Genomic DNA, 25,533 nt, shown 5'->3' on the forward strand with positions numbered 1-25,533 from the left:
ATTTATTTTGAATTTTCTGGTTCGTGTATGGTGGCGGGTGTGCTGCCATAAACGAGTCGATACCATAGGCCTACAATATAAACAGACCATCGGCCCATATAGTGAGGACCATCAAAAATGTAAATAGTTTTACCTTCATATGCCTTAATTTGAGAGATAATTTCCCAAGGATAGGCTGCTCGAAATTGACCGTTTTTCTTGGTCCGAAATGCTTCTAAAACAATAACTGTTTTATCTTTTCCAAGTGTTTGTTCAAGTTGGTCTAGAATACGTCTAGCTTGTTCGGGAGTTCTTACTCCAACACCTACGCCGTCTTGGAAAAAAACGCCTGCTTGTTGAGGAAGCCAGCTTTTAACCCATAAATCGTAGTTTTCAGGTTCAGTTTCACCGCTATAAACACTAACCCAAACAGGTGAGGGTAGCTTTTCTAAAACATGACCTAAGGTACTTACTCTTAGCCATGTGGGATCGGCTTCTACTGGAAAGTAGTATCCTTTTAACGATGCATCATTTTGTTCTTGAATAATTTGTGCAGATTTTTCTCCTAAAGCAACGACATTTGCACGTGCTTCATATTCATTATATTCACCTGCTAAACCCAAAATAAGATTTTTAGCCCACGGTTGTTGTTTAATTTTCTGTATATCAATGGCATTTTCCCATTGAGGAAGATTGGAGTTTTTCCACCACGATTTAGATTCAACGACTGACCATTGAGGAACAAAGGTGTTCACACCTAAGTAATGCCAATTTCCTTTAGGGGGAGTAGTATTATTGTCAGGTTGCCAGAAAATACCTTCAATAATGGGAGGTTGTCCATGATTTTTGAACAACCCCGCATAAGCCACTACGCTACATATAATTAAAATAATAAAAGCAGTTATTTTAATTGGTATCTGTTTTCTCATTATTTCGTCGTAACCAATACCACAAGAAGATCACTATTATCATAATTGCAGAGATAATCACAACTAATAAAAAGAATGAAGACTGCTGAACTAATGGCGCTTTTTGATTACCTACAATTAATTTTTGGAGAACATAAATATTGCCGTTTTCTGAAACCAGCATTTTGGTCACATTATTTGGAATTTTATGCTGTATTTTTCCCCATAAATGCATAAAGGTGAGTGCACCGGTTTCAGAATCGGTAATCACATCAAAGCGGTTATTGTTATAACTCACAATAAAACCGTTGGCTGCCGCAGGCGCATAAATAATATTTTGATGCATTAAGATTTGTTGCTGATAAATCTCTTTATTTACTCTCACATTGACCGCTTGAGGAGCGTTTGGTGAGAATCGTACCAGATTGAGAGGCATTGGTGCCTGTGTAAGCAGCATATTTTTAGCGACTTGTCCCAAAATGATGGCAATATTTAATGCCCCTGATTGGTCATCAATTGCAATCGTTGGTTTAGTTGCTAATGTCATTGAAAGCGCTGCCACACCATTTTTGAGTTTATGTGGAAGTTTTACCGTTGATTTAGCGGTATCTACCCAAAGTGAGCCATGAGCATTTGGTAAACATTGAGAATTTGCAATAACTGAGTTTTCCAGTTTTAAGCTAAAGTTTGTTGTATTTGAAATTTCCTTAGCAAAGATGTTGAACTGTCGGTTTACTGGGTCAGAAGCAAGATCCGCTGTTTTCATACTACCGGCAAGGCCACCATCAAGCCATGCTGTAATACTAGAGCCTTGTAATAAACCACTTTGAATACGAAGTGCAATTTGTCCCTGTAAAATATCAGTAGGCTGCCATACTGCTGGAAAATCAAGGAATAGGTTCTTTTCAGCATGGTTGAGTCTGAAGTCATCAATACCTAAATCTGCAAGCGTATCAATTTTTCTAAATTGAGCCCATGCTGGTGGTGAAATTGTAGTGGGAAAAATAGCACTACCTGTATTAAGCTGCTGTACGTATGCCGGATTAATTAGACCATTAATCGCAGCAGTAAGCTCTTGGGCGGTATGGTAAGTGATAGAGAGAGTAGGTACTCCATCTGCAGGTTTTGAAATTTGTACAAACGCTCCATTTTTAAGTGGAGCTGTGGATTTGATCACTTCAATAATAAAGTTTGTTTCAGGATTCAGGTTCGTTTGACCTGAATCAACCCATTCAATAGGAGTTACTGAGCTCCAAGAACTTGCCAAACGAGCTAGCATGGATGCTTCGGTAATTTCCTTACGGTTATATTTTAAAATTCCAACAAATGGGGTAGGACGTCTAGCTTGGGGGTTAAATAGAGCATCTGGTAAATCTTTTAAACGGTATATATTTCGAACAGGAGTAAAGTCGAGTTGAGAATTACTCAAATAGGTTAAATGGTCGATATCTTCGGTACAGAAAGTCTCTTTTGTCTGGTTGAGAGTCGTTGGTTTAGCATATTGTTGAATAATAAAATCTAAACGATGAAAGCCACTTGGACTGGCAGGAATATTGAATTTAAACTGGCCATCACCATTTAAGGTCGTGTTATAGATCAGTTTATCATCATATTTCACTAGTAATGTTGTGTCATTCTCAGTTGAATAGTCACTAGAGAACTGAATATTCTGCCATTCAGCTCCTTTTCCAACATAGAAAAAATGAGGCTCGACCGTATATTTGGTCGAGGTACTTATATCATCAAGTTTCCATGTATATGCATGAGCAGATATGGCAAGTAAAAAACTGGTGCTGGCAAGGAGCACTTGAGCTGTCTGGTAAAGATCGAAAGTCTTTTTCATTTATTTTTTCTCCTTGCTACGTTCTGTTTTGTACCATTGAAGGGAGTTGCCCTGTATTTTATTTTTTAGCATGTCAAATGCGGCTTTAAAGACAATAAATAAGAAGATTTGTGAGTAACTGACGTAAGATAAGACAGAGTAAAAATAGAGTTCCGGTTTAACTTTTTCTAAGGAAAGTGTAAACCACATTTGTGCCACATAGAGACAAAATGAAAGACCCCACAAGAGTGTAAATGGTCCCGGAACGGAAATACCTGCGATATCAAGTAACCCAAGCGTTAAAGTAATATGACTCCAGAATAGAGCTGGTACGAAAAGGATATAGCACATAATGTTATTCAGAATTTCAATCCCGATTGGGAAAGGTGTTCTAAGTGCTACAGGTAAATATTTACGTGTCACATAAAAGTTACCTTGTGTCCAACGCGAGCGCTGTTTAACAAATACACTTAACGATGGGGGATCTTGTTGCCAACCAATAGCATAGGGAACCCATTTAATTCGTTTTTGTCCAATAAAAATTCGGAAACTCATTTCTGTATCATCAACTAACGATTTTTCATCAAAACCGCCTAAAGTCTCTAGTGCATCGCGCCAGATGACGTAGTTGGTCCCCATTAATGTTGATAATTCAAAACGTTGCCAACGCCCACCTTGGAAGATCCATTGGAAAAAGATGAATTCAATCGCAATAAAACGAGTCAAAATACTATCTTGCCAGTTACGGGTTCTTACTTTGCCATTTACAGCAACTAACTTTTTGTCTGCCAATAATGTTTGAGCAAGTAAACGAACGCAATCGGGTTCAGGAGTACTATCGGCATCATAAACAACAATTAGCTCACCTTTGGCATGGGGAAGGCCATTATTGAGGGTTCGGGATTTACCTTTACCGCCCATTCCCTTGGGAACGTTAACAATTTTTATGCATGGATAAATTTTTGCGAGGTTTTCTGCGATTTCAAGGGTGTTATCTTTGGAGCCATCATTGATCAATAAGACTTCATAAGACTCTGCTGGATAGTCCTGTTGAGCAATGGCATGCAAAGTGTCTTCAATCACCACGCCTTCATTATAAGCAGGGATCAAAACACTTAAGATGGGCCATCTTTCTGGTATTGGTAAGTTTTGTAGCTCTTTTTCAGCTGTTTTAGAATACTTCCACGCTTGATAACTTAACCATGCCCAAAATGCTTGTGGAATCCAAATACCTAAAAAGCCAAATAAAAACAGGATATCAATTGGAGCCATTTTTACGGACCCTCCTAATAATAGAAGAGATGAGTACTAATAATAGAATTAATCCCACTACTAAGGAGATCCATGAAATATAGCTACCAAATGTACCCAGAAGATCTGGATAAGTTGTTGTTAAAATCAGATCAAGAGGAACTACAACAACACTTAAACCAATAAATATATAACCTATAAGACTCGTATTCACATGTTCAGGAGTACTGGCATAATCAATATTATTAAATTTCCACGAAATACCGAGTTGAGGATAACGAATATTAGATAGGGGTAAGTCGGCAGGAGGATTAATAATAATCTCATAACCTGATACATGGCCGTTAAAGTCTTTGGCCGAATAAAATAGATGCTGACCTTGTCGGATTTCTCTAGATGGTAAAGGGACGGCTGAAGAATTTAACTGGACAATATAACTTCCAGCTGGCTGTGAAATTAAATTTTCATCCCATCCTGTACTTACGAAAGCAGCCATTGGCCTTAAACCAATAGCAGTTGAAAAAGTAGCCTTTGCGGCAAAATACTGAGGTTGTTCAGTTTTAAAAAGCACGATGGGGATAGCACCTTGGCTCACGGCTTCTTTTAATAAAAAATAGTGGGGGAAACCAAATACTTCATCTGGCAAGATAATGCCGGGGCGAATTCCGTTGTGAACAAACTTTTGAAAACTTTCGGAACTAATCTGATCAAGGGTGAAGACAGGCCACCATGTATCTTGATAAGGAAAAAACATGGAAAGATCGTTAGAACTTTGCACTTCAGTTTTTATTTGTTCTGCTTTAATTTCGCAATGATAATATTGCCGATAGAACTGCTGTAGAGTGGCATCTGGATATTGGCTAGATGCAATCACAATTCCACAAATGTTAAGAAGATTAGACATTAATTCATCTCCTCAGGTGGAATTGGAATAATTTTATATTCCACCTCAAGACGCAACGTCATAATTTCTCTTAACTTTTTAATAAAGTCAGGTTCTTGTTCAGTTTTTTGCTGACGAATCATAATACTGTATATATTTTCGAGATCATCATCTGCAAACTGAAAAACAATTTCATTGGGCTGATGCTGACTCAAAATTTTGATCATTTCGTTTTGAGTAGTTTTCCAGACATCATCACCTAGCATTTCTTTAATGAGACTACGATTAAGAATCTTGATTGAAAAGACTTCATAGTCTTGTACATTATGGTGATCAAGAAGCTTAAAAAAGCTACGCTGGAAATATTTCAAAGCGCTGATCGGGAAAATATCGCGGCGATAATTTCGATCATAGCTTTGAATATCTCGATATTTTTGAACATTAATTTCAATATTGTGGCGTACAGCACTTAAAAACAGCGGAATAAGAGGAATAATAAACAGTAAGAGAAGCTGCCGCTCAATGTGCGTTTGCGCTCCTAAGTCGAGTAGAAAATATACAGCAACTCCAATAAATGCGAGTAAACCTACAATTAAAGACAAGCCAACTTCTAAAAAAGCACCCGAAATTAAAAGAAGAAGAATAAAGATCCAGCTTCCTCTAAAACTAACAGGCAACCACTCATATGCAACCATTCCCATAAATAGATGTGCTGCGATAATCCATAAGACGAGTGTTCTACCTGGGTTCTTTTGTTGCATGCGAGCTATGCTACCTTTTTTGTAATGTTAATTTTTTTATACTTTTATAATGAAAGGTGTCCATTTGCGAAGTTGTTGTTGTTTCTGTCCTTTTTAAGTATCTGCTATGTTTATTTGTAGATGAAAGTCCCTTTATAGTCAAATCCCGTTTTTATTTTTTAATCAAAAATAAACAGATAAGACGCAATTCTTATCTAAATATGCTTGAAAGTTTCAATTGCTTTTAATCGTGTTTCTTTTAAATCTACAATTGGTTTTGGATAATTTAAACTCAAGTTGATTTTGCTTGAGTAGGGGTCATGAATGGATTTATTGTCCAGATGAGCCAGTTCTTTCACCCATTTACGAATATAGTCCCCATTAGGATCAAATTTTTGTGATTGGGAAATCGGGTTAAAAATTCTAAAATAAGGCACAGCATCTGTTCCTGTTGAGGCACACCATTGCCACCCCCCATTATTTGCTGCCAAATCTCCATCAATTAAATGTTGCATAAACCACTGTTCACCAATACGCCAGTCAATCAATAAGTTTTTGCATAAAAACATGGCTGTAATCATACGTACTCGATTATGCATCCAACCTGTTTGTAAAAGTTGGCGCATCCCGGCATCCACAATAGGAATACCAGTTTGTCCTGTTTGCCAAGCTTTTAGATGCTCTGGATTATGGTTCCATTTAATTTTCTGAGTATCTTTCTTAAATGGAAGATGCTTAGAAACATACGGAAAATCAAATAAGATGTGCTGGTAGAACTCTCGCCAAATAAGTTCATCTAGCCATGTTTGTTGACCTTCATTGTCTAAATGAAAGTTGCCGTGTTGATTACGAAAGAGTGCTTGTAAACACTGCCTTACAGATAAGATTCCAATATTTAAATAAGGAGAAAGTTTGCTTGTGCCATGCACATGAGGAAAATCTCGCTCAACTTTATAATGGGATACAGAATCTTCGACAAATTGGTCTAGTTGTTCTAATGCATATGACTCGCCAACAGGCCATAAATCTTGCTGTTCTTTAGAAATAGATGAACAAAATAGTTTTTCAATTTCTGCCAAGTCCACACTTTTTTCATCTAAAAACTCTAATGAAATTTCATTTTGCTTATGTGGTAAAGGGAAGCATTGAGGTAAACCGCTGGTATTTAGTTTTGCATAACATGCTTTTTTGAATGCACTAAAAACCTGATAGGGTTGTTGTGATTGATTGCGAATGGAACGTAAAGGGAAAATTGTACGATCATGAAATAAAAAAAGCTCTTTGCTTTCCTTATTTAAAGAATCTTGTACTGTTTTATCTCTTTTTAATTCATTTGCACCCATTTCAATATTGGCATAGACATTTTCAATATTATATTTCTTGCTGAAATCAGAAATAAACTTAGCAGTATCTTCCCAATAAGGAATGACTTGGATAACAAGTGGAATATGAAGTGATGCTAATTCTTTTTGAAGCTCTTTGAGCTGCCGTAAATAAAAACTAATTTTTATTGGAGCATCGTCGTGTTGTTTCCATTGCTCTGGCGATAAGATGACTAATCCAATTGAAGGCCCTTGCTGACAGCCATGCCATAAAGCTGCATGATCATGTATTCGTAAATCTTGTCGGAACCAAATCAATTGATAAGCATTTGACATGCATAGTCCAATAATAAATTAACTTACTGAATATTATATAAAATAAACGCATAAAAAAAGCAAAGCCGAAGCTTTGCTTTTTATCATCTTGTGAAAGATGAATTAGTGGTGGTGACCACCTGCACCATGTACGTGACCGTGATCTAACTCTTCTTGAGAAGCTTCACGGATTTCTACGATTTCAACTTCAAAAGTTAAATCTTGGCCAGCAAGTGGGAAGTTTGCATCAACTACAACGTTGTCGCCTTCAACCGCTTTAACAGTAACGATTTGAACGCCGTCATCTGTTTGAGCTTGGAATTGCATACCAGGTTGAATGTTATCAACACCTTGGAACATTTGAGCTGGAACTTCTTGTACTAGGTCTGGGTTGTATTCGCCATAACCTTCAGCAGCTGGTACGTTTACAGTGAATTTATCACCAACAGTTTTACCAGTTAATGCATTTTCTAAACCTGGAATGATATTGCCTGCGCCATGCAAATAGGCAAGTGGTTCACCTTGAGATTGATCAAGTGTTTCACCCTCAGCGTTTGTTAATTTATAGTGGAATGAAACCACGTGGTTATTTGCAATTGCAGTCATGTTTTTGATCCATTCAATCAATTAAAGCGTACATCATAAAGTGAAAAATAAATTTTGTAGACTACAAAATCTCAATCTTTAACACTTTTTCTAATGCGTTTTTATCTATATAGGGATGAACTTAAAAAATTCAACTCAATACAGCTTAATTTTTGGACGTACTCGTCTTGTAAGTAAATCTTTCACTGTGAGTAGTCCAGCTTGAGTGTATCCATGAATTGTTGCTTGATGTAAACGATATAAAGATACGTACATCGTTTTAGCAATATATCCTTGTACACTGACATCCCCTAGCAATTCTCCAACGGCTTTATTACGACTTAAAGACACAAGCGAACCTTTGTCGTTAAATGTAAACATTGGCTGTGAGCGGTCATTCAGCCGAGCAGCCATTGCATCGACTAAAAAGCTTGCTTGTTGACTGGCAACTTGAGCACGTGGTCCGAGTGGGGGATTTCTTGCGTCGAGTTGACAGTGTGCACAATCACCGAAAGCAAATACATTTGGATCGGAGTAAGTTTGCAGAGTTGCGTAGACCATTAAACGATTAATATTGTCACGTTCAAAATCAGTAAAACTTTCAAGAACTTTTGGCGCTTTTACGCCAGCTGCCCATACCGTAATATCACTTGTGAGTTGATTACCGTTGCTGAAATAAATGCAGTGTTTATCAACTTTTTCAACGCGGTGTTGAGTTAAAATTTCGATGCCCATTTTTTGGAGCTGTTTTGCACTATGCTCAGCCGTTTTTTCACTTAAAGCAGGCAGGATTCGTTCTGATGCTTCAATCAGTGTGATTTTGACCTGTTTAGGATGGATCTTTTTCAAACCATAGCGATAAAAGTTTTTGGTTGTTTCAATCAGTTCTGCTGCAAGTTCAACCCCAGTTGCACCCGCACCAATGATTCCAATATTTAACGTGCGTTGATCTGGTTGATTTTGCGCTTCGATATATAAATGTAAAAGATCTTGCTGGAAAATATCTGCTTGTTTTCGGCTATCGAGGAAATGACAGTTTTCGCGTACCCCAGGTGTGTTAAAGTCATTTGACACTGAACCAAGCGCTAAAATAAGCGTGTCATAATTCAGTTGTTGAACATGCGTGTTTTGTTCTTTGGATACTTGAGGTGGTACGACATCTATTATTTTTTGATCTTTGTGTATCGCAACAAGTGTTCCTAATACAAACTCGTAATGATGTTTTTCTGCATGGGCAAAATAATTGGTTTGTTCTTCGTGAGGGTTTAAGGAACCCGCAGCAATTTCATGAAGTAGAGGTTTCCAGATATGAGTCAAATTTTGGTCGACTAATGTAATTTTAGCTTTACCACTTTTCCCAAAAGTTTCACCGAGTTGTGTGGCAAGTTCTAAACCACCCGCACCACCACCGACAATAACAATATGATGTAAACTTTCGGCCATTTTTATCACCTAATTATTTTTCTATAAAAAAAGATGGCTAAATTATGCCATCTTTTATTTATAAAATTTATTGTGCCTCTGTGCACAATTTGATGTTTTTAGTGCGAATCTACCGGGTAAAGTTTTGCGGCACTATGGTTGCTCGATGAAAAAATAGAGAACAAATTTGAGAACCACATCACGATTCTTTGGAAAATATTCGCTTCTTCAATATGCACATCATTTTCAATCTGTAAGCTGCGAATCAGCTGATTATTTTGATAAATTGAAACAGTTGCCAAGTTCATGGCTTTCATTAAAGGCGCAGTTAACTTTTGCTCATTTAACTGAATATTTACACGAGTTTGGGTTGTTTCAAGTGGAACAATAGTCTTCAGTTGCTTATTGCTATCAAGAACTTGAATTCGCTGTGTAGCGTAGTCAAATGTATTTAAATCAATTGGTGCTGGCTCAGCATATAAAGAAGTTGTGACAATGGTCGGCTGCTTAGTTTCTACTTTAAACATTTTTAAAGTTGATTTAATGACAGGTAGTTCAGCAATCAATTTTTGTTCAGGAATAACCACTTCATCACGTGTATACGCATAAGCAAGATTCATTAATTTATCGGCAATCTCAGCACGTTTCACGGCACTTGGTGTACCTAAAACAATAACCAGTAAACGTCTTTGCGGTAAGTTTGGTGAAAATGAAGGACGTGAAGCCGTTAGAGCCAAGTTATAACCTGCTGCTTTGGTATAGCCAGTTTTTAAACCATCTACAGATGGATCATATTTCAGAGCAAGGTTAGTTGCATGGTGAAAACGTTGATTGTAGCTAAAGCTTGGCATTTTTGAATAATGTAAATATTCAGGAGTTTGGTGAATCACTGCCTGACTTAATAAGCTTAAATCATGCGCTGTCGTGTAATGATCAGGCATTGTAATCCCGGCAGGATTACTAAAATGCGTGTCTTTCATGCCTAAAGCTTGAGCTTCTTGGTTCATACGTTGTACAAAATGAGGCACATCACCAGAAATTTTTTCGGCTAAAGTCACAGCTGCATCATTTGCCGACATCACAATTAAACCAGCCAAAAGCTGATCAACTGAAATTTGCTCGCCTGCTTTAAGGTACATTTGTGATTCATCCCACTGCACCACGCTTACGACTGGTGTTGCGGTAATGACTTCGTTCAGTTTTAGCTTTCCAGCCTTAATCTCTTTTAATGCAATGTAGGCAACCATCATTTTGGTTAAAGATGCTGGCGCACGTTGTACATGACTATTATGCTCAGCAATGATTTGTCCAGATTGAGTGTCTACAATTGTCCATGCAGCGGCTTCAACACTTTCAGGAGCAATATTAAGTAGAGCAGCATTGGTAAGAGTAGTACAGAAAATACTAAACAGTGTAAAAAGAGATAGGAAGAATTTCACTAGGTGACCTTGACGTTTACTGGCAAATACGGAACACAGATGCCCAGCATGCTATGCCTTTTTTTTGTAGAAGGCTAGTGTGAATTGTTGCCAAAAAATACATCTACGCAAGTCGATACAAAAAAGTGATAATCTAATGTGAAACCGTTCTTATTTTAAATTGAAGAATTTATGTTGCATTATCAAATAGAGTTCGATGATTACAAACAACACCTTGTTCACGTAACAATTCGTTTTTTAGCGAATCCAAATCAGGAACTATGGTTACCAACGTGGATTCCAGGCAGTTATTTAATTCGTGAGTTTTCTAAGCATATTGAGGCTGTAAAGGCCTATGATGAAGCTGGACGCATGCTCAATATTAAAAAAACTGAAAAAAATCGCTGGCGGTTATTTAATACCGATCATGAGTTAATTACTGTTGAATACGATGCGTATGCTTATGATTTGTCGGTACGTGGTGCTTATGTAGATCAAACGCGTCTATATATTAACCCTGCCTGTGTGTGTCTAGGCTTGGAAGGTCAAGAGCAATCTGCTTGTGAAGTAGAAGTCTTTTTGCCTGATGAGCTGAAACACTTTCAATTAGCAACTGGTTTAGCTTCAAAAAGCTTAGTTAAGGGACGTTTTACCTTAAAAGCTGATCATTATGATCAACTCATAGATAGTCCATTTGAACTTGCGGAGCAAACACGTTTTAGCTTCGAAGCTCATGGAATTGAACATGAGTTTGCAATTTCTGGACAGCACAATACCAATGTAGAACGTTTAAAAACAGACATTGAAAAAATTTGTGCAGCCGAAATTGAAATGTTTGGTTCAGCTCCATTTAAAAACTATACCTTTATGACGATAGCTACAGGGAATAGTTATGGTGGCTTAGAGCATTGCAACAGCACAAGTTTGATTACACCACGTGATGATTTACCAAAATCGAATGAACCAACTGAACCTTCGAAAGATTATCAACGTTTCTTAGGTTTATGTAGCCACGAGTATTTTCATTCTTGGTTAGTGAAGTTTATCCGTCCAGAAAACTTTGCAAACTATAATCTTCATCAAGAAGGTTATACCTCGCTATTGTGGATCTTTGAAGGGTTTACTTCATATTATGATGATCTCATTTTATTACGTAGCGGTGTGATTTCTCAGAAGTCTTATCTAGATTTGTTGAAGTCACAGCTTGATCGTTATTTACAAAATCCGGGGCGCTTTGTTCAAACAGTAGCTGAATCAAGTTTTGATGCATGGATTAAGTTTTATCGTCCAGATGAAAATACGAATAATGCCGGTACGAGCTATTACAACAAAGGCGCATTAGTTGCCTTATGTCTAGATTTAGGCTTACGTTTACGTGGTTCCAGTCTAGATGCCTTAATGCGTCGTTTGTATGAAAACACGCAAAATGGTATTCAGGTCAATGAGCGTACTGTTTTTGATTTATGTGAAGAGTTAACTGGCGATAGTTGGGTTGAGCAGATTAATCATTTGATTAATACCACTGAAGAATTACCCCTTGATCAGTTATTTCCTGAGTTTGGTTTAAGCTATACGCTTAAAAATGATAAGACCTTGGCTTATGGCTTAAAGTTAACTGATAAGCCGGAGGGCGTATTAGTACAAAATGCTCACCGTGAAGGAGCTGGTGCAAAAGCTGGTATTTCTGCCAATGATGTCATTATTGCAATTGATGGATTAAAAGCGACCACAAAACTTATTGAGAAATATGCTAAACAAAAGGGCAGTTATCCAATCTTGGCATTCCGCCGAGATGAGTTGTTATCATTTGAGGTTACAGGTGACAGTATCAACTTAACTGAAGTTGAACTTGTTGTTGAAGATCAAAGCAAAGCTGATAAATGGTTAAAAGCCTAAATAACAGTGAATTAATTTATAAAAAACCGATGTTCCGTACATCGGTTTTTTACTTTTTAGTAGATTATAAAAATTGAAATAGGTGTTATCTTTGAGTTTATTTTGAATGAAAAGTATAATATTTGTCAGAACTCTGAAAGATATCTCATGTAATTTAACAATGTCCTATATCTAAAAAGTTGGTAAACATGCATGTATTACCATAAGTTAGGTATAAGATTATTATCAATAGATTTAAATTATGTATTATTTCGCTGCGAAATGTCGTTATCACTGGATATTTCGTTGACTGAAAGCCAATGAGAGCCGATACTCTCAGGGTTTTATTTAAGCATATCGGTTCGTAGGTACTGGGCCAAAAGCTCGGTCCTCAAAACTCAATTCAACGGAAGGGGCTATATATGGCTGGTGAAAAGTCAACTATCATTTACACACTGACTGACGAGGCGCCATTATTGGCGACTTATTCGCTACTGCCGATCATTGAGACCTTTACTAAGCCAGCAGGTATCGAGATTGTTAAAAGTGACATCTCTGTAGCTGCACGTGTGCTCGCAGAATTCGCTGACTACCTAAGTGAAGAGCAAAAGGTATCCGACAACCTTGCTGAGCTAGTTCGTCTTACACAAGATCCAGATACTAACATTATCAAACTCCCAAATATTAGTGCCTCTGTTGCGCAATTGACAGCATGTATTAAAGAACTTCAATCTAAAGGTTATCCAATTCCTGACTATCCGGAAAACCCAGCGACTGAAGAAGAAAAAACAATCAAAGCTCGTTATGGCAAATGCCTAGGTTCAGCAGTAAACCCTGTCCTTCGTGAAGGTAACTCAGACCGTCGTGCTCCTGCTGCCGTTAAAAATTACGCTAAGAAACACCCTCATTCAATGAGCGAGTGGAAACAATGGTCACAAACTCACGTTTCACACATGGAAGAAGGTGACTTCTACCACGGTGAAAAGTCAATGACGCTTGACCGCCCACGCAACGTAAAAATGGAACTTATCACAAACAGTGGTAAGAGCATTGTTCTTAAGCCAAAAGTTGCGCTTCAAGAAGGCGAAATCATTGACTCAATGTTCATGAGCAAGAAAGCACTTTGTGATTTCTATGAAAAAGAACTTGATGATTGTAAAGAAGCAGGAATTTTATTCTCTTTACACGTTAAAGCGACAATGATGAAAGTTTCACACCCGATTGTTTTCGGTCACTGTGTGAAAATTTACTATAAAGAAGCTTTCGAAAAACACGGTAAGTTGTTTGATGAATTAGGCATTAACGTAAATAACGGTATGGCTGGGTTATACGAAAAAATCGAAACTCTTCCAACATCATTACGTGAAGAAATCATCGAAGACTTACATGCTTGCCAAGAACACCGTCCTGCACTTGCGATGGTTGACTCAGCAAAAGGTATTACTAACTTCCATTCACCTAACGACATTATCGTAGATGCTTCTATGCCTGCAATGATCCGTGCTGGTGGTAAAATGTGGGGTGCTGATGGTAAGCAATACGATGCTAAAGCAGTAATGCCAGAATCAACATTTGCCCGTATTTACCAAGAAATGATCAATTTCTGTAAATGGCATGGTAACTTCGATCCGAAGACTATGGGTACAGTGCCAAACGTTGGTTTGATGGCTCAAAAAGCTGAAGAATACGGTTCTCACGATAAGACTTTTGAAATTCCTGAAGCAGGTATCGCAAACATTACCGATCTTGACACTGGTGAAGTGTTATTGACTCAAAATGTTGAAGAAGGCGATATCTGGCGTATGTGTCAGGTGAAAGACGCTCCGATTCGTGACTGGGTAAAACTTGCAGTGACTCGTGCACGTAACTCAGGCATGCCTGCGATCTTCTGGCTTGACCCATATCGTCCACACGAAAATGAATTGATCAAGAAAGTACAGAAGTACTTAAAAGATCACGATACGACTGGTCTTGATATCCAGATCATGTCTCAAGTACGTGCTATGCGTTACACACTTGAGCGTGTAGTTCGTGGTCTCGATACAATTTCTGTAACTGGTAACATTTTACGTGACTACTTAACTGACTTGTTCCCAATTATGGAACTTGGTACTTCTGCGAAAATGTTGTCTATCGTTCCGCTTATGGCGGGTGGTGGTATGTACGAGACTGGTGCCGGTGGTTCAGCACCTAAACACGTACAACAACTTGTTGAAGAAAACCACTTACGTTGGGATTCGCTTGGTGAGTTCCTTGCGCTTGCAGTTTCTTTAGAAGAAATGGGCATTAAAGAAAATAATGCTCGTGCCAAGTTACTTGCGAAAACACTTGATGAAGCGACTGGTAAATTGCTCGACAATGACAAGTCTCCATCACGCCGTACAGGCGAGCTTGATAACCGTGGTAGCCATTTCTACTTATCACTTTACTGGGCAGAAGCACTTGCGGCTCAAGACGAAGATGCTGAGTTGAAAGCTAAATTTGCTCCACTTGCAAAAGCATTAGCTGAAAACGAACAGAAGATCGTTGCTGAGCTTGCTCAAGTACAAGGTAAAGCAGCTGACATCGGTGGTTACTATGCAGTTGATCCTGCGAAAGTAAGCGCTGTAATGCGTCCAAGTGCTACATTTAATGCAGCGCTTTCAACTGTTCAAGCTTAATAACTAATTCATTAGTAAATAGCTGAAAAAGCCGGTGCCTATGCACCGGTTTTTGTTTGCATGCAGTTTTTTATATTTGATTTAATGTTTTGTGTTTAGATATAAGAGAGGTTGTTCTGTTATAGGATCCCAATTGATCAGAATTATCTAGTTTTAAGCTGTATGAATAGAAGATATCTTTGCCTTTATAGATGGTAGTAGTTTTAACCTTTGAAAAAATATGTTGTACGAAGATTATCATTGAAACTGTTTGATTAAAGATATTATCAATTTTAATTTCTTCACATTGTTCAATTGTGAGTGTTCCTGTAAAAATTTCAACTGGAAGTAGTTGTTCAGCTTGAACTATAATTTCGCTGGTAAATTCATCAGTTAAAGTAATATCCTTATACTTTTGAATAGTTTCATAAATTTGTTGATGTTCTTCAGAAGTGAAATAAATTGTGCTGTCAAAACAAATATTTAGTCTTAAGATTTTACACAATTCTCTGCAGTGATGCGTGTAATGTAAAATAGTCAAAATTCCTTCAAATAATTCATCGTTCACTTTATTTTTTGATTTAAAAATCTCATGGCCATCCACATAAATTTTGACAAAGAAACTGTCAGATTTGGATAAATTTTTATATAATTTATATGCCTGATCAAAGTATTTAAGCATTAATAGATCTTGATTCTGCCAGGCTTGAAAGTTCAAAATCATGGTAGTTTCTCGTCTATCATCTTTTACAAGAATTGGTGCTTTATCAATTTTAAATTTAACTAAACCATCATATTTTTGTGATTCGAAAGAAAAAGTGGAATCTCCCATAAATAAATTATCTTCAAGTGAAATAAGAGTATTCTCATCAGAGTTTTGAATCTCTACAGTGGCTTTAATTTTTGTTAAAGGGTCGAGTGTGACTCTGCCATTTGCTACTTTTTGAGGAAGTATGAGATTTAGTCCCTCTGAATTAGAGGTGAACTCATTTACCCCGAAAGTTACAGTTTTCCCGTGCCTAAATAGATCTTCTAATTTGCGGCGATGTTCTTCTGGATCACTTGGAATAATTTTAAAAGAAATTGGATCATCTTGACTTAATTCTGTTGGACGTATTTCAAAGTGATTACATCCATTGATATATGAATAGTTTACTTCAACACGAGGGTCAAGTTTTCTTATGTATTCATTAATTGCTTTTGCAATTTCTGTTAGGGAACCTTTGAATTTTTCTGGAATACTAAGTCCTATGCTCTGAAACATGGATTGTGTAACTTTTTCATTTACCTCAACTTCAGTGTAAAGCTTTTTATTAGAATTTTCTCTAAGACGCTTTTCTGCAATTTTTTTCCATTGCTTTAAAAGTGTGACTGGGTATGCAGCTGATTCTCGGTCGATTTTTGTAGCACAATGAGAACATAGCCAAATTGCATTGCTAATATGCTTCCGGTCTTTCTCAGACATTGAATTATCATATCGCGGACCATTTAAAGCTGCAGCACAAATATGGGCTGCAATACCAGTGTCTGTGGTTTTTTCATCATTAGTGAACTGTGGTTCTGAGGTTTGCTTGTGACATTCTGGATTTGAACATAGATTCCCTGCTCTACGACGCAATTTATCTATAGTATCTTTGGTAAAGTTATCTCGGGTGGATGTCTTTTGGGGAGCTATATTAGTAACCTTTGGTTTGGTTTTAAGGGTCGATTTTATTTGAGGTTTCTTAGCCATAAAGTTATAAAAAGTTTCAAATAAATTGATTTTGAATGATTTTACTTTGAAGTCAATCAATTCACATCACATGTAAAGTTTGTATCGCTGAATTAAAGAAAAGAATGAGTAGCGGTTTTAGATTTTTCTTATAAGTGTAAAAATGCTCGGTTAGTCAAATATAAATTATGTGTGCAATTTTATCAGGCACAATGTCTTTTACGGCTTAAACTTTTTTGAGTAAAAATGAATAGGTGGTTGATTAATTAAACAACAATAGCTCAATAAATTAAAGCCCACTGACGTGAGCTTTAAAACTTAAATGTTTTTATCGACCATTACGGCTACGACCACGAGGTGCTTTAGTATTTGGACGAGTTGTACCGTTAGTTTTACGACGTGGCTTTTCACTTTCATCCATTTGCCAGATACGTTTTGTACCAGACTTTTTAACAGAACCATCTTTATTCTTACGAACCATTGGTTTGCCACCTGTACCCCCAGGTTTTTTCACATACGAGCGTGAACGATAAGGTTGTTCAGCGGGAACATCTTTAAAGTCTGGGTAGAGTAGAGGTTCGATTTCTTTAGTCTCGCCCGGCTGTAATCCTAATTGGACTAAATCAATTGAACCGATTTTAGTACGAATGAGACGTAAAGTCGGGAAACCTACCGCAGAGGTCATGCGACGAACTTGGCGGTTACGACCTTCACAAATAGAGATTTCAATCCAAGATGTTGGAATACTGGCACGGTAACGTACAGGAGGGTCTCGGTCCCATAACCATTCAGGTTCACTTACCTTAATTGCTTTAGCTGGTAAAGTCATACCATCATTAAGCTCTACACCTTTACGCAGTTGCTCAAGCGCTTCTTCGGTTACATCGCCATCAACTTGAACTAAATACGTTTTGTATTTTTTATTCGCAGGGTTAGTAATGAACTGATTCAAACCACCATGATCGGTTAAAAAAACTAAACCCTCAGAGTCCATATCAAGACGGCCTGCTATGCGTAAAGTCGGGTCATCTATAAAGTCAGACACCGTCATATGCGCTTCGTCTTTACGAAACTGGGAGAGCACGTCATAAGGTTTGTTGAGAATGACGATTTTCATAAAAAATGACTTCTTCTTTCAAATAAGAGGTAAAAACATTGAGCAATATTTAAGTGTGAAATTTGCTTATTTCCCACATAAATCTCAAAAAGGATTAAATTCGATTAAGCTATTATGCGTGAATAAAAGTTGAAAGTATTGTTTATCGATAATTATTTTTGTTTGGTTAGTTAAATATTATAAAAGGGAGAATCTACACAATGGGTTATCAGAAGATCGTTGTTCCTGCCGACGGTGATAAAATTACAGTAAAAGCAGACCTGTCACTGAATGTACCGAATCATCCAATTATTCCTTTTATTGAGGGTGATGGTATTGGTGTAGATATTACACCGACAATGAAAAAAGTTGTTGATGGGGCAATTTTAAAAGCCTATGGCGGCAAACGTTCCATTGAGTGGATGGAAGTCTATTGCGGTGAAAAGGCAAATAAAATTTATGGCACTTATATGCCAGAAGAAACTTTTGAAGCCCTGCGTGAATTTGTCGTTTCAATTAAAGGCCCCCTAACTACTCCAGTTGGTGGCGGTATACGCTCACTTAATGTGGCATTACGTCAAGAATTAGATTTATACGTATGTGTACGGCCAGTACGCTGGTTTGAAGGTGTTCCTTCACCTGTTCAGCATCCTGAATTAACCGACATGGTTATTTTTCGTGAAAATTCGGAAGATATTTATGCAGGTATTGAATGGAAAGCCGATTCGGAAGAAGCTAAAAAAGTTATTAAATTCCTTCAAGAAGAAATGGGGGTCACAAAAATTCGTTTTCCTGAAGGATGTGGTATTGGTATTAAACCCGTTTCTAAAGAAGGATCGCAACGTTTAGTTCGTAAGGCCATCCAGTTTGCCATAGATAATGACAAACCATCGGTGACTCTTGTTCACAAGGGCAATATTATGAAATATACCGAAGGTGCATTTAAAGAATGGGGATACGAGTTAGCGCTAGATCGTTTTGGTGGTGAACTCATAGATGGTGGCCCTTGGGTTAAAATTAAGAACCCTAAAAATGGTAAAGACATTATTATTAAAGATGTAATTGCAGATGCTTTCTTACAGCAAATTTTGATGCGTCCTGCGGACTACTCAGTGATTGCAACCCTTAATTTAAATGGTGACTATATTTCCGATGCATTAGCAGCAGAAGTAGGAGGGATTGGAATTGCTCCCGGTGCAAATATTGGTGGCGCTATTGCAGTTTATGAAGCAACACATGGAACAGCACCTAAATATGCTGGGCAAGATAAAGTAAACCCAGGCTCAATTATTCTATCTGCTGAAATGATGCTTCGTGATATGGGATGGACGGAAGCGGCTGACTTAATTATTAAGGGTATTTCAGGAGCGATTGCCGCTAAAACGGTGACTTACGATTTTGAGCGTTTAATGCCGGGTGCAACCTTATTGCGTTGCTCTGAATTTGGTGATGCCATAATTCAACATATGGAAGATTAAACTTAAATAAAAAGGCCCTCGAACGAGGGTTTTTTTGTATATAAGTATTTATACATTTTTATGCTATTAAAAATTAAAGCTAAGAGTGGGCAGTGTATACCCATAATAAACAAGCCAATACTGTAAAACTTAGCAATATTAAACCTTGTCCGTGATGAGTAGCATACAGAGGTACATTACCAATGCTATGCGTCATTTTATAGTTCAAAACAGGCCTGATACAAAAGAAAAAAAGAGGTAATGATAAAATCACTGTATTACTAATTTTAATGCTATAGCGGAAATAGTAACTAAATAGCCCTATCGTAGCCGCATATAGCAGCGTTTTGAAAAGCACTTCACCACTGGTATATATATCTATGCCAATATAAAAATTAAACTTCCATATAAGAAGGCTAACTGTAGCAATTATTGTAATAATGCCGACAACAACCGCATTTGCTGGGTTTGATACATTGTACATTTTTAAAGTTTTTAATTGGTATAAATTAATTTGAATAAAATATATATTATAAAAAAGTATAGTACATTGACTATTTTTAACTTTATAAAACTCCTCAAAAAATCTGATTTAGACATTTTGCGACTCACGCGAGTTTGAACTAGTCTCTTTAAATACCCATAAGGCAAAACAGAATATAATGACTATTAGTAGACCTAAACTTTGACCATGACCCGAGAGATAAAACGGAACATCTGGGATGGTTTGAAGGGCTTTATAATCAAGAATTGGTTCTAGCCAAAAGTACGCGAATGGAACAGCAATTAAAAATTGTGTTGTAAACTCAATATGATCGCGTGTTAAAAAGCCAAGAATAGCTGCTGTGGCAATATAGATAATGATCTTTACAGAGACCTCATAGGATGTTGTGATATCCAGTGCAAAAATGGTCCGGCATTTAAATGCCAGTAATGAAACACAGATAAAAGCAAACATCGCCAAGAGCTTTAAAAGCTCATCAATATAATTGTTATTGCTCATGTCTTACTCTATTTTAAGTATTAAAAATTATAAATTTTTATCGAATATAGATCAGAAAATAACACTCTACATTGACATAATATGACATTTTTTGTCAGTTGAGCTTACTGAGTAGGCGTATAAACATAGGTGTTATGCAGTTAGCTCTACTGATCTACTCATTAATTTTAATTTTGACAAACTACGATTACTCAATGAAAAGCCCCTTATGTATAGGGGCTTTTTTTATTGCATAAATTCTGGATGTTTCTGGAGTTTAGAGATACCAATTTTCTTTTGATAGCTTTGGTCTAAAGCCTGAATAATAAGTACAAAAACAATTAAAAAGAGAGGAAAGTATAAAGTTTTCATAGTTTGGTTTCTCCGAGAGAATTTTGTATGGAAGAATGGGTACGAATTAAAAGGCTCAATGCAAATAACAAAACAATGCCTCCCATTAAAAACAGATGGGCATAAGACCAATGCAAGTGGTGTAAAGTACTAATGACAACGCCACCTAATAGCTGAGTGCTGGCAAACCCAATGGTGGCAAGGCTCCAGATTTTTTGATAACGCTGTTCATAAATCTGTAGCAGGCTATAAGAGCTAATAAATACGGTGGCAGGTGTGAGTAAACCTGTAAGAAAGGACGATAAAGTGAGCAAAGCGGTAGCATGTGAAAAAAATGGTAGGGCAACTGCCAAGCAATAGACACCGTATAGACATTTAATTGCCTGCAAATATCCAATAAGGCGGCTTAAACAATACGCCACAAAGGCGCCAATACAGCTTCCAACCCCATAAAGAACCCAAAATAAATTTCGTTGTTGCAAGGGAAAGTGTAGGGTTCCCGATAAGTAGTCCATCCAGAACAAAGAGTGGGGAATATAAGCAAAAGCACTGCACATATAAGCAATAATAATGACAAGCCCCAAACGTGAGTGTTTGAAGTTTTGAGGAGCTTGAGTTGTGACTTGTACGGCCTGAGTAGACTGATATTTTAATAAGCGGAAAAGAACGAAACTGCCAATAATAGAGAGTACTGCAAAAATGCTCCATACATATTGAACAGACATGTTTTTGAGTGCAGGAATAATGAGAGTAGCAGATAACACGCCTGCGCCAATACCACTAAACCCTAAAAAATTAACTTTAAGTCTTTGGCTAATTGCAATATTTTTCATAGCAAAGCTAGGTGCTAAAATCATGAGTAGGCCACCCGCGACACCTGAAATAGTACGCCAGAGAACAAACCAAGCCATAGGCATGTGTATAAACGAACAGCAGAGCAGGCTTAAACTGCCTAAGACAGCTGAACTTGTGATCAAAGCGGGAATAGATTTTTCTTTAATGCTAAACAGTGCTAATAGTGCGCCAACCAGATAGCCCAATAAATTTGCACTTCCTAAGTAACTTGCAAAATCATGAGTCCATCCATATTGCACAATCATGATCGGCATGAGTGCAGTATATGAAAACCTAAAAATACCAATTCCTAGACAAGTCGCTAAAAAGACAAGCAGGCTCATTCGATAGAACGTAGACATGAGAAGTCTCTCAATTTTTTTATTATTAAAAGCGAGTTTATTTATCATTAGAAATGATTTAATATGATATTAATTATCTTATTTTGAGATAGTGGTATGTTGCTTAAGTCTTTAGAGTTTTTTTTAGCGGTTGCAGAGAGTGGAAGTTTTTCACTAGCTGCACAAAAAATGTGTACGGTTCAATCGAACATCACAAGTCATGTGAAAAAGCTTGAAGAAGAGTTAGGCGTGGTTTTATTAAATCGTCATAACCCCGTTACATTAACTAATGCAGGACAGCAGCTACATAGTTATGCTGTGCAAATGATCGCACTGCATAATAAAGCGAAAAAAATTTTTCAAGAAGGTGATATTGACCCGAATGAAACCATTCGTTTGGGCAGTATGGAAACGACAGCAGCTATACGACTTCCTCAATTGCTTAATCAATGTATGCAGCAATATCCGAATTTACCAATTGAGCTGCAAACTCACCCAACACGATATTTGTTAAACGCGGTGCAACAGGGAGAAGTCGATTGTGCATTTGTTGCTTCTAAATATGTAATTCCAGAGTTATATAGTTTTCCAGTGTGGCAAGAACAACTGGTTTTAGTTTGCCCAAAACAACAAACTCACTTTCCCGACATTACCACCCTCGCAAAGACTCGATTTATTGCATTTCGACAAGGATGTTCTTATCGGCATGCAATTGAGTTGTTTTTAAATGATCATAGTGTGCCACCTTCACAAATTATGGAAATGGGCAGTCTGGATGGCATTGTAAGCTGTGTGGAGTTAGGTGTCGGTTTTGCTTTGTTGCCCAAGTCATATCTGAGCAAAGTAGCCGATAAAGTCTCATTAAGTTGTTTTGAAATTAACACTGAATCTGCACATTTCACTACTTATTTGGTTGCTCAGCCTCCTGAAACATGGGGCAGTAATTTAAAGCAATTTATTTGTTTTATTGAGCAAAACTTTATACAGAAATGCGCTTAATTTTTATACATAAATATCCTACTTATCTTATGTTTTAAAAGTGATATATATGTATTTAAAAGTCATTTTATATTCTCATTCAGATCAGTAATGATCTGCATGCTAGAAAATTGTTGAAAAGGGTAGTTTATATAGGCCGGCTATGGTCAAATATGCCCCCTTAAAAGATGACACAAGCAATAAGTTGGAGTTTGGGAATGAATATACCCTTAATCATCAATATTGTGGTTTTTGTCGGGTTAATATTTTTACTCGCCCAAACACGTAAAACGGACTGGAGCTTATCTAAAAAAGTTCTAGCTGGCTTAATTTTAGGTGTGGTGTTTGGCTTAGGACTACATTTGATTTATGGCGGTGGCCATCCGATTCTTGCTGAATCTATTAGCTGGTTTAATATTGTTGGTAACGGCTATGTAAAACTTTTACAAATGGTCGTGATGCCTTTGGTCTTTGTTTCGATTTTAGGTGCGGTAGCGAAGCTGCACCAAGCTTCTTCTTTAGGAAAAATCAGCTTCTATACCATCGGGACTTTGTTATTTACGACACTCATCGCTGCGCTGGTTGGGGTATTTGTGACGAACTTATTTGGTTTAACTGCCAAAGGTTTGGTACAAGGGGCGGCTGAAACAGCTCGACTTACTGCAATTCAGACTGACTATGTGGGTAAAGTAACAGACTTAAGTGTACCGCAATTTATTCTTTCTTTTATTCCGAGTAACCCTTTTGCTGAGTTAACGGGTGCAAATCCGACTTCGATTATTAGCGTGGTTATCTTTGCTGTATTTTTAGGGATAGCAGCACTCAACTTGATGAAAGATGATGCAGAAAAAGGTCAGCGTATTCTGACGGCTATTCAGACTTTACAGTCATGGGTCATGAAGCTTGTTCGTTTAGTAATGACGCTTACACCGTATGGTGTTTTTGCTCTCATGACAAAAGTTGTGGCAAGTTCAAATGTTGCGGATATCTTGAATCTAGGCGGTTTCTTGGTCGCGTCTTACTTAGGTTTGGCGATTATGTTTGTCGTACATGCCATTATTTTGACTTTGACTGGTGTTTCTCCACTTAAATTCTTCAAGAAAGTTGCTCCAGTTCTAACATTCGCGTTTACGAGTCGTTCAAGTGCAGCAAGTATTCCACTTAGCATTGAAGCGCAAACTCGTCGTTTAGGCGTGCCTGAGTCTATTGCAAGTTTCTCTGCTTCTTTTGGTGCTACCATTGGTCAAAACGGCTGTGCGGGTTTATATCCTGCAATGTTAGCAGTAATGGTTGCGCCAACTATGGGTATTAACACCCTAGACCCAATGTGGATTGCTTCGTTAGTGGGTATTGTGACTTTAAGTTCAATTGGTGTGGCTGGTGTTGGTGGCGGTGCAACTTTTGCTGCGCTGATTGTGCTTCCTGCGATGGGCTTACCTGTAACTTTAGTTGCGCTTCTTATTTCAATTGAACCACTCATTGATATGGGTCGTACTGCGTTAAACGTAAATGGTTCGATGACTGCTGGTGTAGTTACAAGCCAATTTATGGGGCAGACCGACAAAGCTATAATGAATAGCGAAGATGAAATTGAATTAACTCAACATCATTAAAAGTTAATATTAAAATGGCTCATCCAGTCTGGATGAGCCGTTTTTTATATGTGTAAATTGCTACTGTGATGTTAATTTTAAAAAAACTGTATCTGTTTTTCTTTTAAATAATTTTTAAAAATGAGCCTATTAAGAAAGAGAGTACTAACATGAAAATGTATCAAGTCGATGCTTTTACCAAAGAGTTATTCCGTGGAAACCCTGCTGCTGTCGTGGTTGAAAAAGAGTGGCTAGATGCAGATTTAATGCAAAAGATAGCGCTTGAAAATAACTTATCCGAAACTGCTTTTGTAAAAATTATAGACTCTGAAAATTATGAAATCCGTTGGTTTACTCCAACAGTTGAAGTCGATTTTTGTGGACATGCGACTCTTGCCAGTGCGTTCGTATTATTTAAAGATTTTACCGAGAAAAAGACTCTTAATTTTCATGTACGAAACTTAGGCCTATTTGTCGTTCATCAAGATGAAGACGGCAAAATCAGAATGAACTTTCCCATACGAAAGGCTCATCAAGTTGAAGATTATCCGGCTGTTTTACGTCAAGCATTAACAAAACCGTTTAAAGCGGTTTATCAAAATGTTCAAGCCTACATTGTTGAATATGAATCAGTTCAAGATGTATTGGATGAGAAGCCTGACATGAACTTGCTTAAAGCCTTAGGTAAGCGGACTGCGATTACCACCAGTGGTCTTGATGTAGCAATAACGTCAAGAGCAGATCAACAGTATGATTGCGTATCGCGTTATTTTGCTCCTGTCGCAGGTATAGAAGAAGATCCTGTTACAGGTTCAATTCATACCGCAATAGCACCGCTATGGGCAGAGAAACTCGCTAAAAATAATATTACTGCTTATCAGGCTTCTAACCGTGGAGGCGTTTTGTATTGTAATGTCTTAAATCAGGAGCGTATTGAAATTTCAGGCTATGGCAAACTTTATATGCAAGCAGAAATTTTTCCTTAAAATATAAGGCCGTTTAAATAAACGGCTTTTTTTTCAATTCTTTACT

General features: G+C 37.4%; 21 protein-coding genes. 6 read left to right on the top strand and 15 right to left on the bottom strand.

Annotated elements, in window-relative coordinates; genetic code table 11:
- Positions 1 to 2: 2 nt before the first annotated feature.
- From F984_RS05085 to F984_RS05125, 9 genes are all read right to left on the bottom strand, one after another.
- Positions 3 to 908: an alpha-amylase family protein gene (locus F984_RS05085; protein WP_004707590.1), complete on the bottom strand. Its 906-nt coding sequence runs from the start codon at positions 906 to 908 to the stop codon at positions 3 to 5.
- Entirely contained in the window at positions 886 to 2,730 is a 1,845-nt protein-coding gene (locus F984_RS05090; RefSeq protein WP_004707591.1) for a hypothetical protein, read from the bottom strand. The genes F984_RS05085 and F984_RS05090 overlap by 23 nt, the downstream gene beginning before the upstream one ends.
- Positions 2,731 to 3,981, bottom strand: a complete 1,251-nt coding sequence (locus tag F984_RS05095) for a glycosyltransferase family 2 protein (protein ID WP_000035254.1) — start codon at positions 3,979 to 3,981, stop codon at positions 2,731 to 2,733. It abuts the gene before it with no gap.
- A complete protein-coding gene (locus tag F984_RS05100; RefSeq protein ID WP_004707594.1) occupies positions 3,968 to 4,864 on the bottom strand; it encodes a hypothetical protein in 897 nt (298 codons plus the stop codon). The genes F984_RS05095 and F984_RS05100 overlap by 14 nt, the downstream gene beginning before the upstream one ends.
- Positions 4,864 to 5,604, bottom strand: a complete 741-nt coding sequence (locus F984_RS05105) for a hypothetical protein (protein WP_004707596.1) — start codon at positions 5,602 to 5,604, stop codon at positions 4,864 to 4,866. The genes F984_RS05100 and F984_RS05105 overlap by 1 nt, the downstream gene beginning before the upstream one ends.
- A 194-nt stretch (positions 5,605 to 5,798) precedes the next feature.
- Positions 5,799 to 7,241 (bottom strand): deoxyribodipyrimidine photo-lyase, encoded by a 1,443-nt coding sequence (gene phrB / locus F984_RS05110; protein WP_004707598.1) that lies wholly within the window; start codon positions 7,239 to 7,241, stop codon positions 5,799 to 5,801.
- A 102-nt stretch (positions 7,242 to 7,343) separates the two neighbouring features.
- On the bottom strand, positions 7,344 to 7,826 hold the full coding sequence (gene slyD, locus F984_RS05115; RefSeq protein WP_002052512.1) for a peptidylprolyl isomerase: 483 nt from the start codon (positions 7,824 to 7,826) through the stop codon (positions 7,344 to 7,346).
- 135 nt (positions 7,827 to 7,961) lie between these two features.
- Positions 7,962 to 9,248, bottom strand: a complete 1,287-nt coding sequence (locus tag F984_RS05120; protein WP_004707600.1) for an NAD(P)/FAD-dependent oxidoreductase — start codon at positions 9,246 to 9,248, stop codon at positions 7,962 to 7,964.
- A 98-nt stretch (positions 9,249 to 9,346) separates the two neighbouring features.
- Positions 9,347 to 10,666: a D-alanyl-D-alanine carboxypeptidase PBP6B gene (locus F984_RS05125; protein ID WP_004707602.1), complete on the bottom strand. Its 1,320-nt coding sequence runs from the start codon at positions 10,664 to 10,666 to the stop codon at positions 9,347 to 9,349.
- A gap of 171 nt (positions 10,667 to 10,837) precedes the next feature.
- Between F984_RS05125 and F984_RS05130 the strand changes: the two genes are divergently transcribed.
- Together F984_RS05130 and F984_RS05135 are read left to right on the top strand one after the other, a co-directional pair.
- The gene (locus F984_RS05130; RefSeq protein ID WP_004707604.1) at positions 10,838 to 12,541 is read left to right on the top strand and encodes a M61 family metallopeptidase; all 1,704 of its coding nucleotides are present in this window, start codon (positions 10,838 to 10,840) and stop codon (positions 12,539 to 12,541) included.
- A gap of 401 nt (positions 12,542 to 12,942) precedes the next feature.
- Entirely contained in the window at positions 12,943 to 15,180 is a 2,238-nt protein-coding gene (locus tag F984_RS05135) for an NADP-dependent isocitrate dehydrogenase (RefSeq protein ID WP_004707605.1), read from the top strand.
- 70 nt (positions 15,181 to 15,250) lie between these two features.
- On the opposite strand, the gene F984_RS05140 is transcribed toward F984_RS05135, so the two are convergent.
- On the bottom strand, positions 15,251 to 16,891 hold the full coding sequence (locus F984_RS05140) for a hypothetical protein (protein ID WP_004707607.1): 1,641 nt from the start codon (positions 16,889 to 16,891) through the stop codon (positions 15,251 to 15,253).
- Positions 16,892 to 17,198: 307 nt separating this feature from the next.
- Complete coding sequence (locus F984_RS05145) at positions 17,199 to 17,987, bottom strand: rRNA large subunit pseudouridine synthase E (protein WP_004707608.1); 789 nt, start codon at positions 17,985 to 17,987, stop codon at positions 17,199 to 17,201.
- Positions 17,988 to 18,187: 200 nt separating this feature from the next.
- Here F984_RS05145 and icd point away from each other — a divergent pair, with 200 nt between their 5' ends.
- Positions 18,188 to 19,444 (top strand): NADP-dependent isocitrate dehydrogenase, encoded by a 1,257-nt coding sequence (gene icd / locus F984_RS05150; RefSeq protein ID WP_004707610.1) that lies wholly within the window; start codon positions 18,188 to 18,190, stop codon positions 19,442 to 19,444.
- 79 nt (positions 19,445 to 19,523) lie between these two features.
- Here icd and F984_RS22220 read toward each other — a convergent pair whose 3' ends face one another.
- The 4 genes from F984_RS22220 to F984_RS05160 form a co-directional block, all read right to left on the bottom strand.
- Positions 19,524 to 20,015 (bottom strand): hypothetical protein, encoded by a 492-nt coding sequence (locus F984_RS22220; RefSeq protein ID WP_079377796.1) that lies wholly within the window; start codon positions 20,013 to 20,015, stop codon positions 19,524 to 19,526.
- Entirely contained in the window at positions 20,016 to 20,426 is a 411-nt protein-coding gene (locus F984_RS05155) for a hypothetical protein (protein WP_002052664.1), read from the bottom strand.
- 225 nt (positions 20,427 to 20,651) lie between these two features.
- Positions 20,652 to 20,777, bottom strand: coding sequence for a hypothetical protein (locus F984_RS22225; protein ID WP_002052495.1), 126 nt, complete (start codon positions 20,775 to 20,777; stop codon positions 20,652 to 20,654).
- Positions 20,774 to 21,952: a YbfB/YjiJ family MFS transporter gene (locus F984_RS05160; protein ID WP_004707614.1), complete on the bottom strand. Its 1,179-nt coding sequence runs from the start codon at positions 21,950 to 21,952 to the stop codon at positions 20,774 to 20,776. Before F984_RS05160 ends, F984_RS22225 begins: the two co-directional genes overlap by 4 nt.
- A 96-nt stretch (positions 21,953 to 22,048) precedes the next feature.
- Here F984_RS05160 and F984_RS05165 point away from each other — a divergent pair, with 96 nt between their 5' ends.
- From F984_RS05165 to F984_RS05175, 3 genes are all read left to right on the top strand, one after another.
- Positions 22,049 to 22,930 (top strand): LysR family transcriptional regulator, encoded by an 882-nt coding sequence (locus F984_RS05165; protein ID WP_004707616.1) that lies wholly within the window; start codon positions 22,049 to 22,051, stop codon positions 22,928 to 22,930.
- 197 nt (positions 22,931 to 23,127) lie between these two features.
- Positions 23,128 to 24,522, top strand: coding sequence for an L-cystine transporter (locus tag F984_RS05170; protein ID WP_001025080.1), 1,395 nt, complete (start codon positions 23,128 to 23,130; stop codon positions 24,520 to 24,522).
- Between the two features lie 149 nt (positions 24,523 to 24,671).
- Positions 24,672 to 25,487 carry a PhzF family phenazine biosynthesis protein gene (locus F984_RS05175; protein WP_004707619.1) on the top strand — a complete coding sequence of 272 codons (816 nt, stop codon included), beginning with the start codon at positions 24,672 to 24,674 and terminating at the stop codon, positions 25,485 to 25,487.
- Positions 25,488 to 25,533: the final 46 nt, after the last annotated feature.

Source organism: Acinetobacter nosocomialis NIPH 2119, assembly GCF_000368085.1.
GTDB classification, from domain to species: Bacteria; Pseudomonadota; Gammaproteobacteria; order Pseudomonadales; family Moraxellaceae; genus Acinetobacter; species Acinetobacter nosocomialis.

Bases quoted from the DNA above. Each gene is read 5' to 3' on its own strand.
- F984_RS05170 (WP_001025080.1), top strand. From the start codon at position 23,128: ATGAATATACCCTTAATCATCAATATTGTGGTTTTTGTCGGGTTAATA.
- F984_RS05140 (WP_004707607.1), bottom strand. From the start codon at position 16,891: ATGGCTAAGAAACCTCAAATAAAATCGACCCTTAAAACCAAACCAAAG.
- F984_RS05100 (WP_004707594.1), bottom strand. From the start codon at position 4,864: ATGTCTAATCTTCTTAACATTTGTGGAATTGTGATTGCATCTAGCCAA.
- F984_RS05085 (WP_004707590.1), bottom strand. From the start codon at position 908: ATGAGAAAACAGATACCAATTAAAATAACTGCTTTTATTATTTTAATT.
- F984_RS05095 (WP_000035254.1), bottom strand. From the start codon at position 3,981: ATGGCTCCAATTGATATCCTGTTTTTATTTGGCTTTTTAGGTATTTGG.
- F984_RS05120 (WP_004707600.1), bottom strand. From the start codon at position 9,248: ATGGCCGAAAGTTTACATCATATTGTTATTGTCGGTGGTGGTGCGGGT.
- F984_RS05155 (WP_002052664.1), bottom strand. From the start codon at position 20,426: ATGAGCAATAACAATTATATTGATGAGCTTTTAAAGCTCTTGGCGATG.
- F984_RS05165 (WP_004707616.1), top strand. From the start codon at position 22,049: ATGTTGCTTAAGTCTTTAGAGTTTTTTTTAGCGGTTGCAGAGAGTGGA.
- F984_RS05090 (WP_004707591.1), bottom strand. From the start codon at position 2,730: ATGAAAAAGACTTTCGATCTTTACCAGACAGCTCAAGTGCTCCTTGCC.
- F984_RS05135 (WP_004707605.1), top strand. From the start codon at position 12,943: ATGGCTGGTGAAAAGTCAACTATCATTTACACACTGACTGACGAGGCG.
- F984_RS05130 (WP_004707604.1), top strand. From the start codon at position 10,838: ATGTTGCATTATCAAATAGAGTTCGATGATTACAAACAACACCTTGTT.
- F984_RS05160 (WP_004707614.1), bottom strand. From the start codon at position 21,952: ATGTCTACGTTCTATCGAATGAGCCTGCTTGTCTTTTTAGCGACTTGT.
- slyD (WP_002052512.1), bottom strand. From the start codon at position 7,826: ATGACTGCAATTGCAAATAACCACGTGGTTTCATTCCACTATAAATTA.
- F984_RS22225 (WP_002052495.1), bottom strand. From the start codon at position 20,777: ATGAAAACTTTATACTTTCCTCTCTTTTTAATTGTTTTTGTACTTATT.
- F984_RS05175 (WP_004707619.1), top strand. From the start codon at position 24,672: ATGAAAATGTATCAAGTCGATGCTTTTACCAAAGAGTTATTCCGTGGA.
- F984_RS05145 (WP_004707608.1), bottom strand. From the start codon at position 17,987: ATGAAAATCGTCATTCTCAACAAACCTTATGACGTGCTCTCCCAGTTT.
- icd (WP_004707610.1), top strand. From the start codon at position 18,188: ATGGGTTATCAGAAGATCGTTGTTCCTGCCGACGGTGATAAAATTACA.
- phrB (WP_004707598.1), bottom strand. From the start codon at position 7,241: ATGTCAAATGCTTATCAATTGATTTGGTTCCGACAAGATTTACGAATA.
- F984_RS05105 (WP_004707596.1), bottom strand. From the start codon at position 5,604: ATGCAACAAAAGAACCCAGGTAGAACACTCGTCTTATGGATTATCGCA.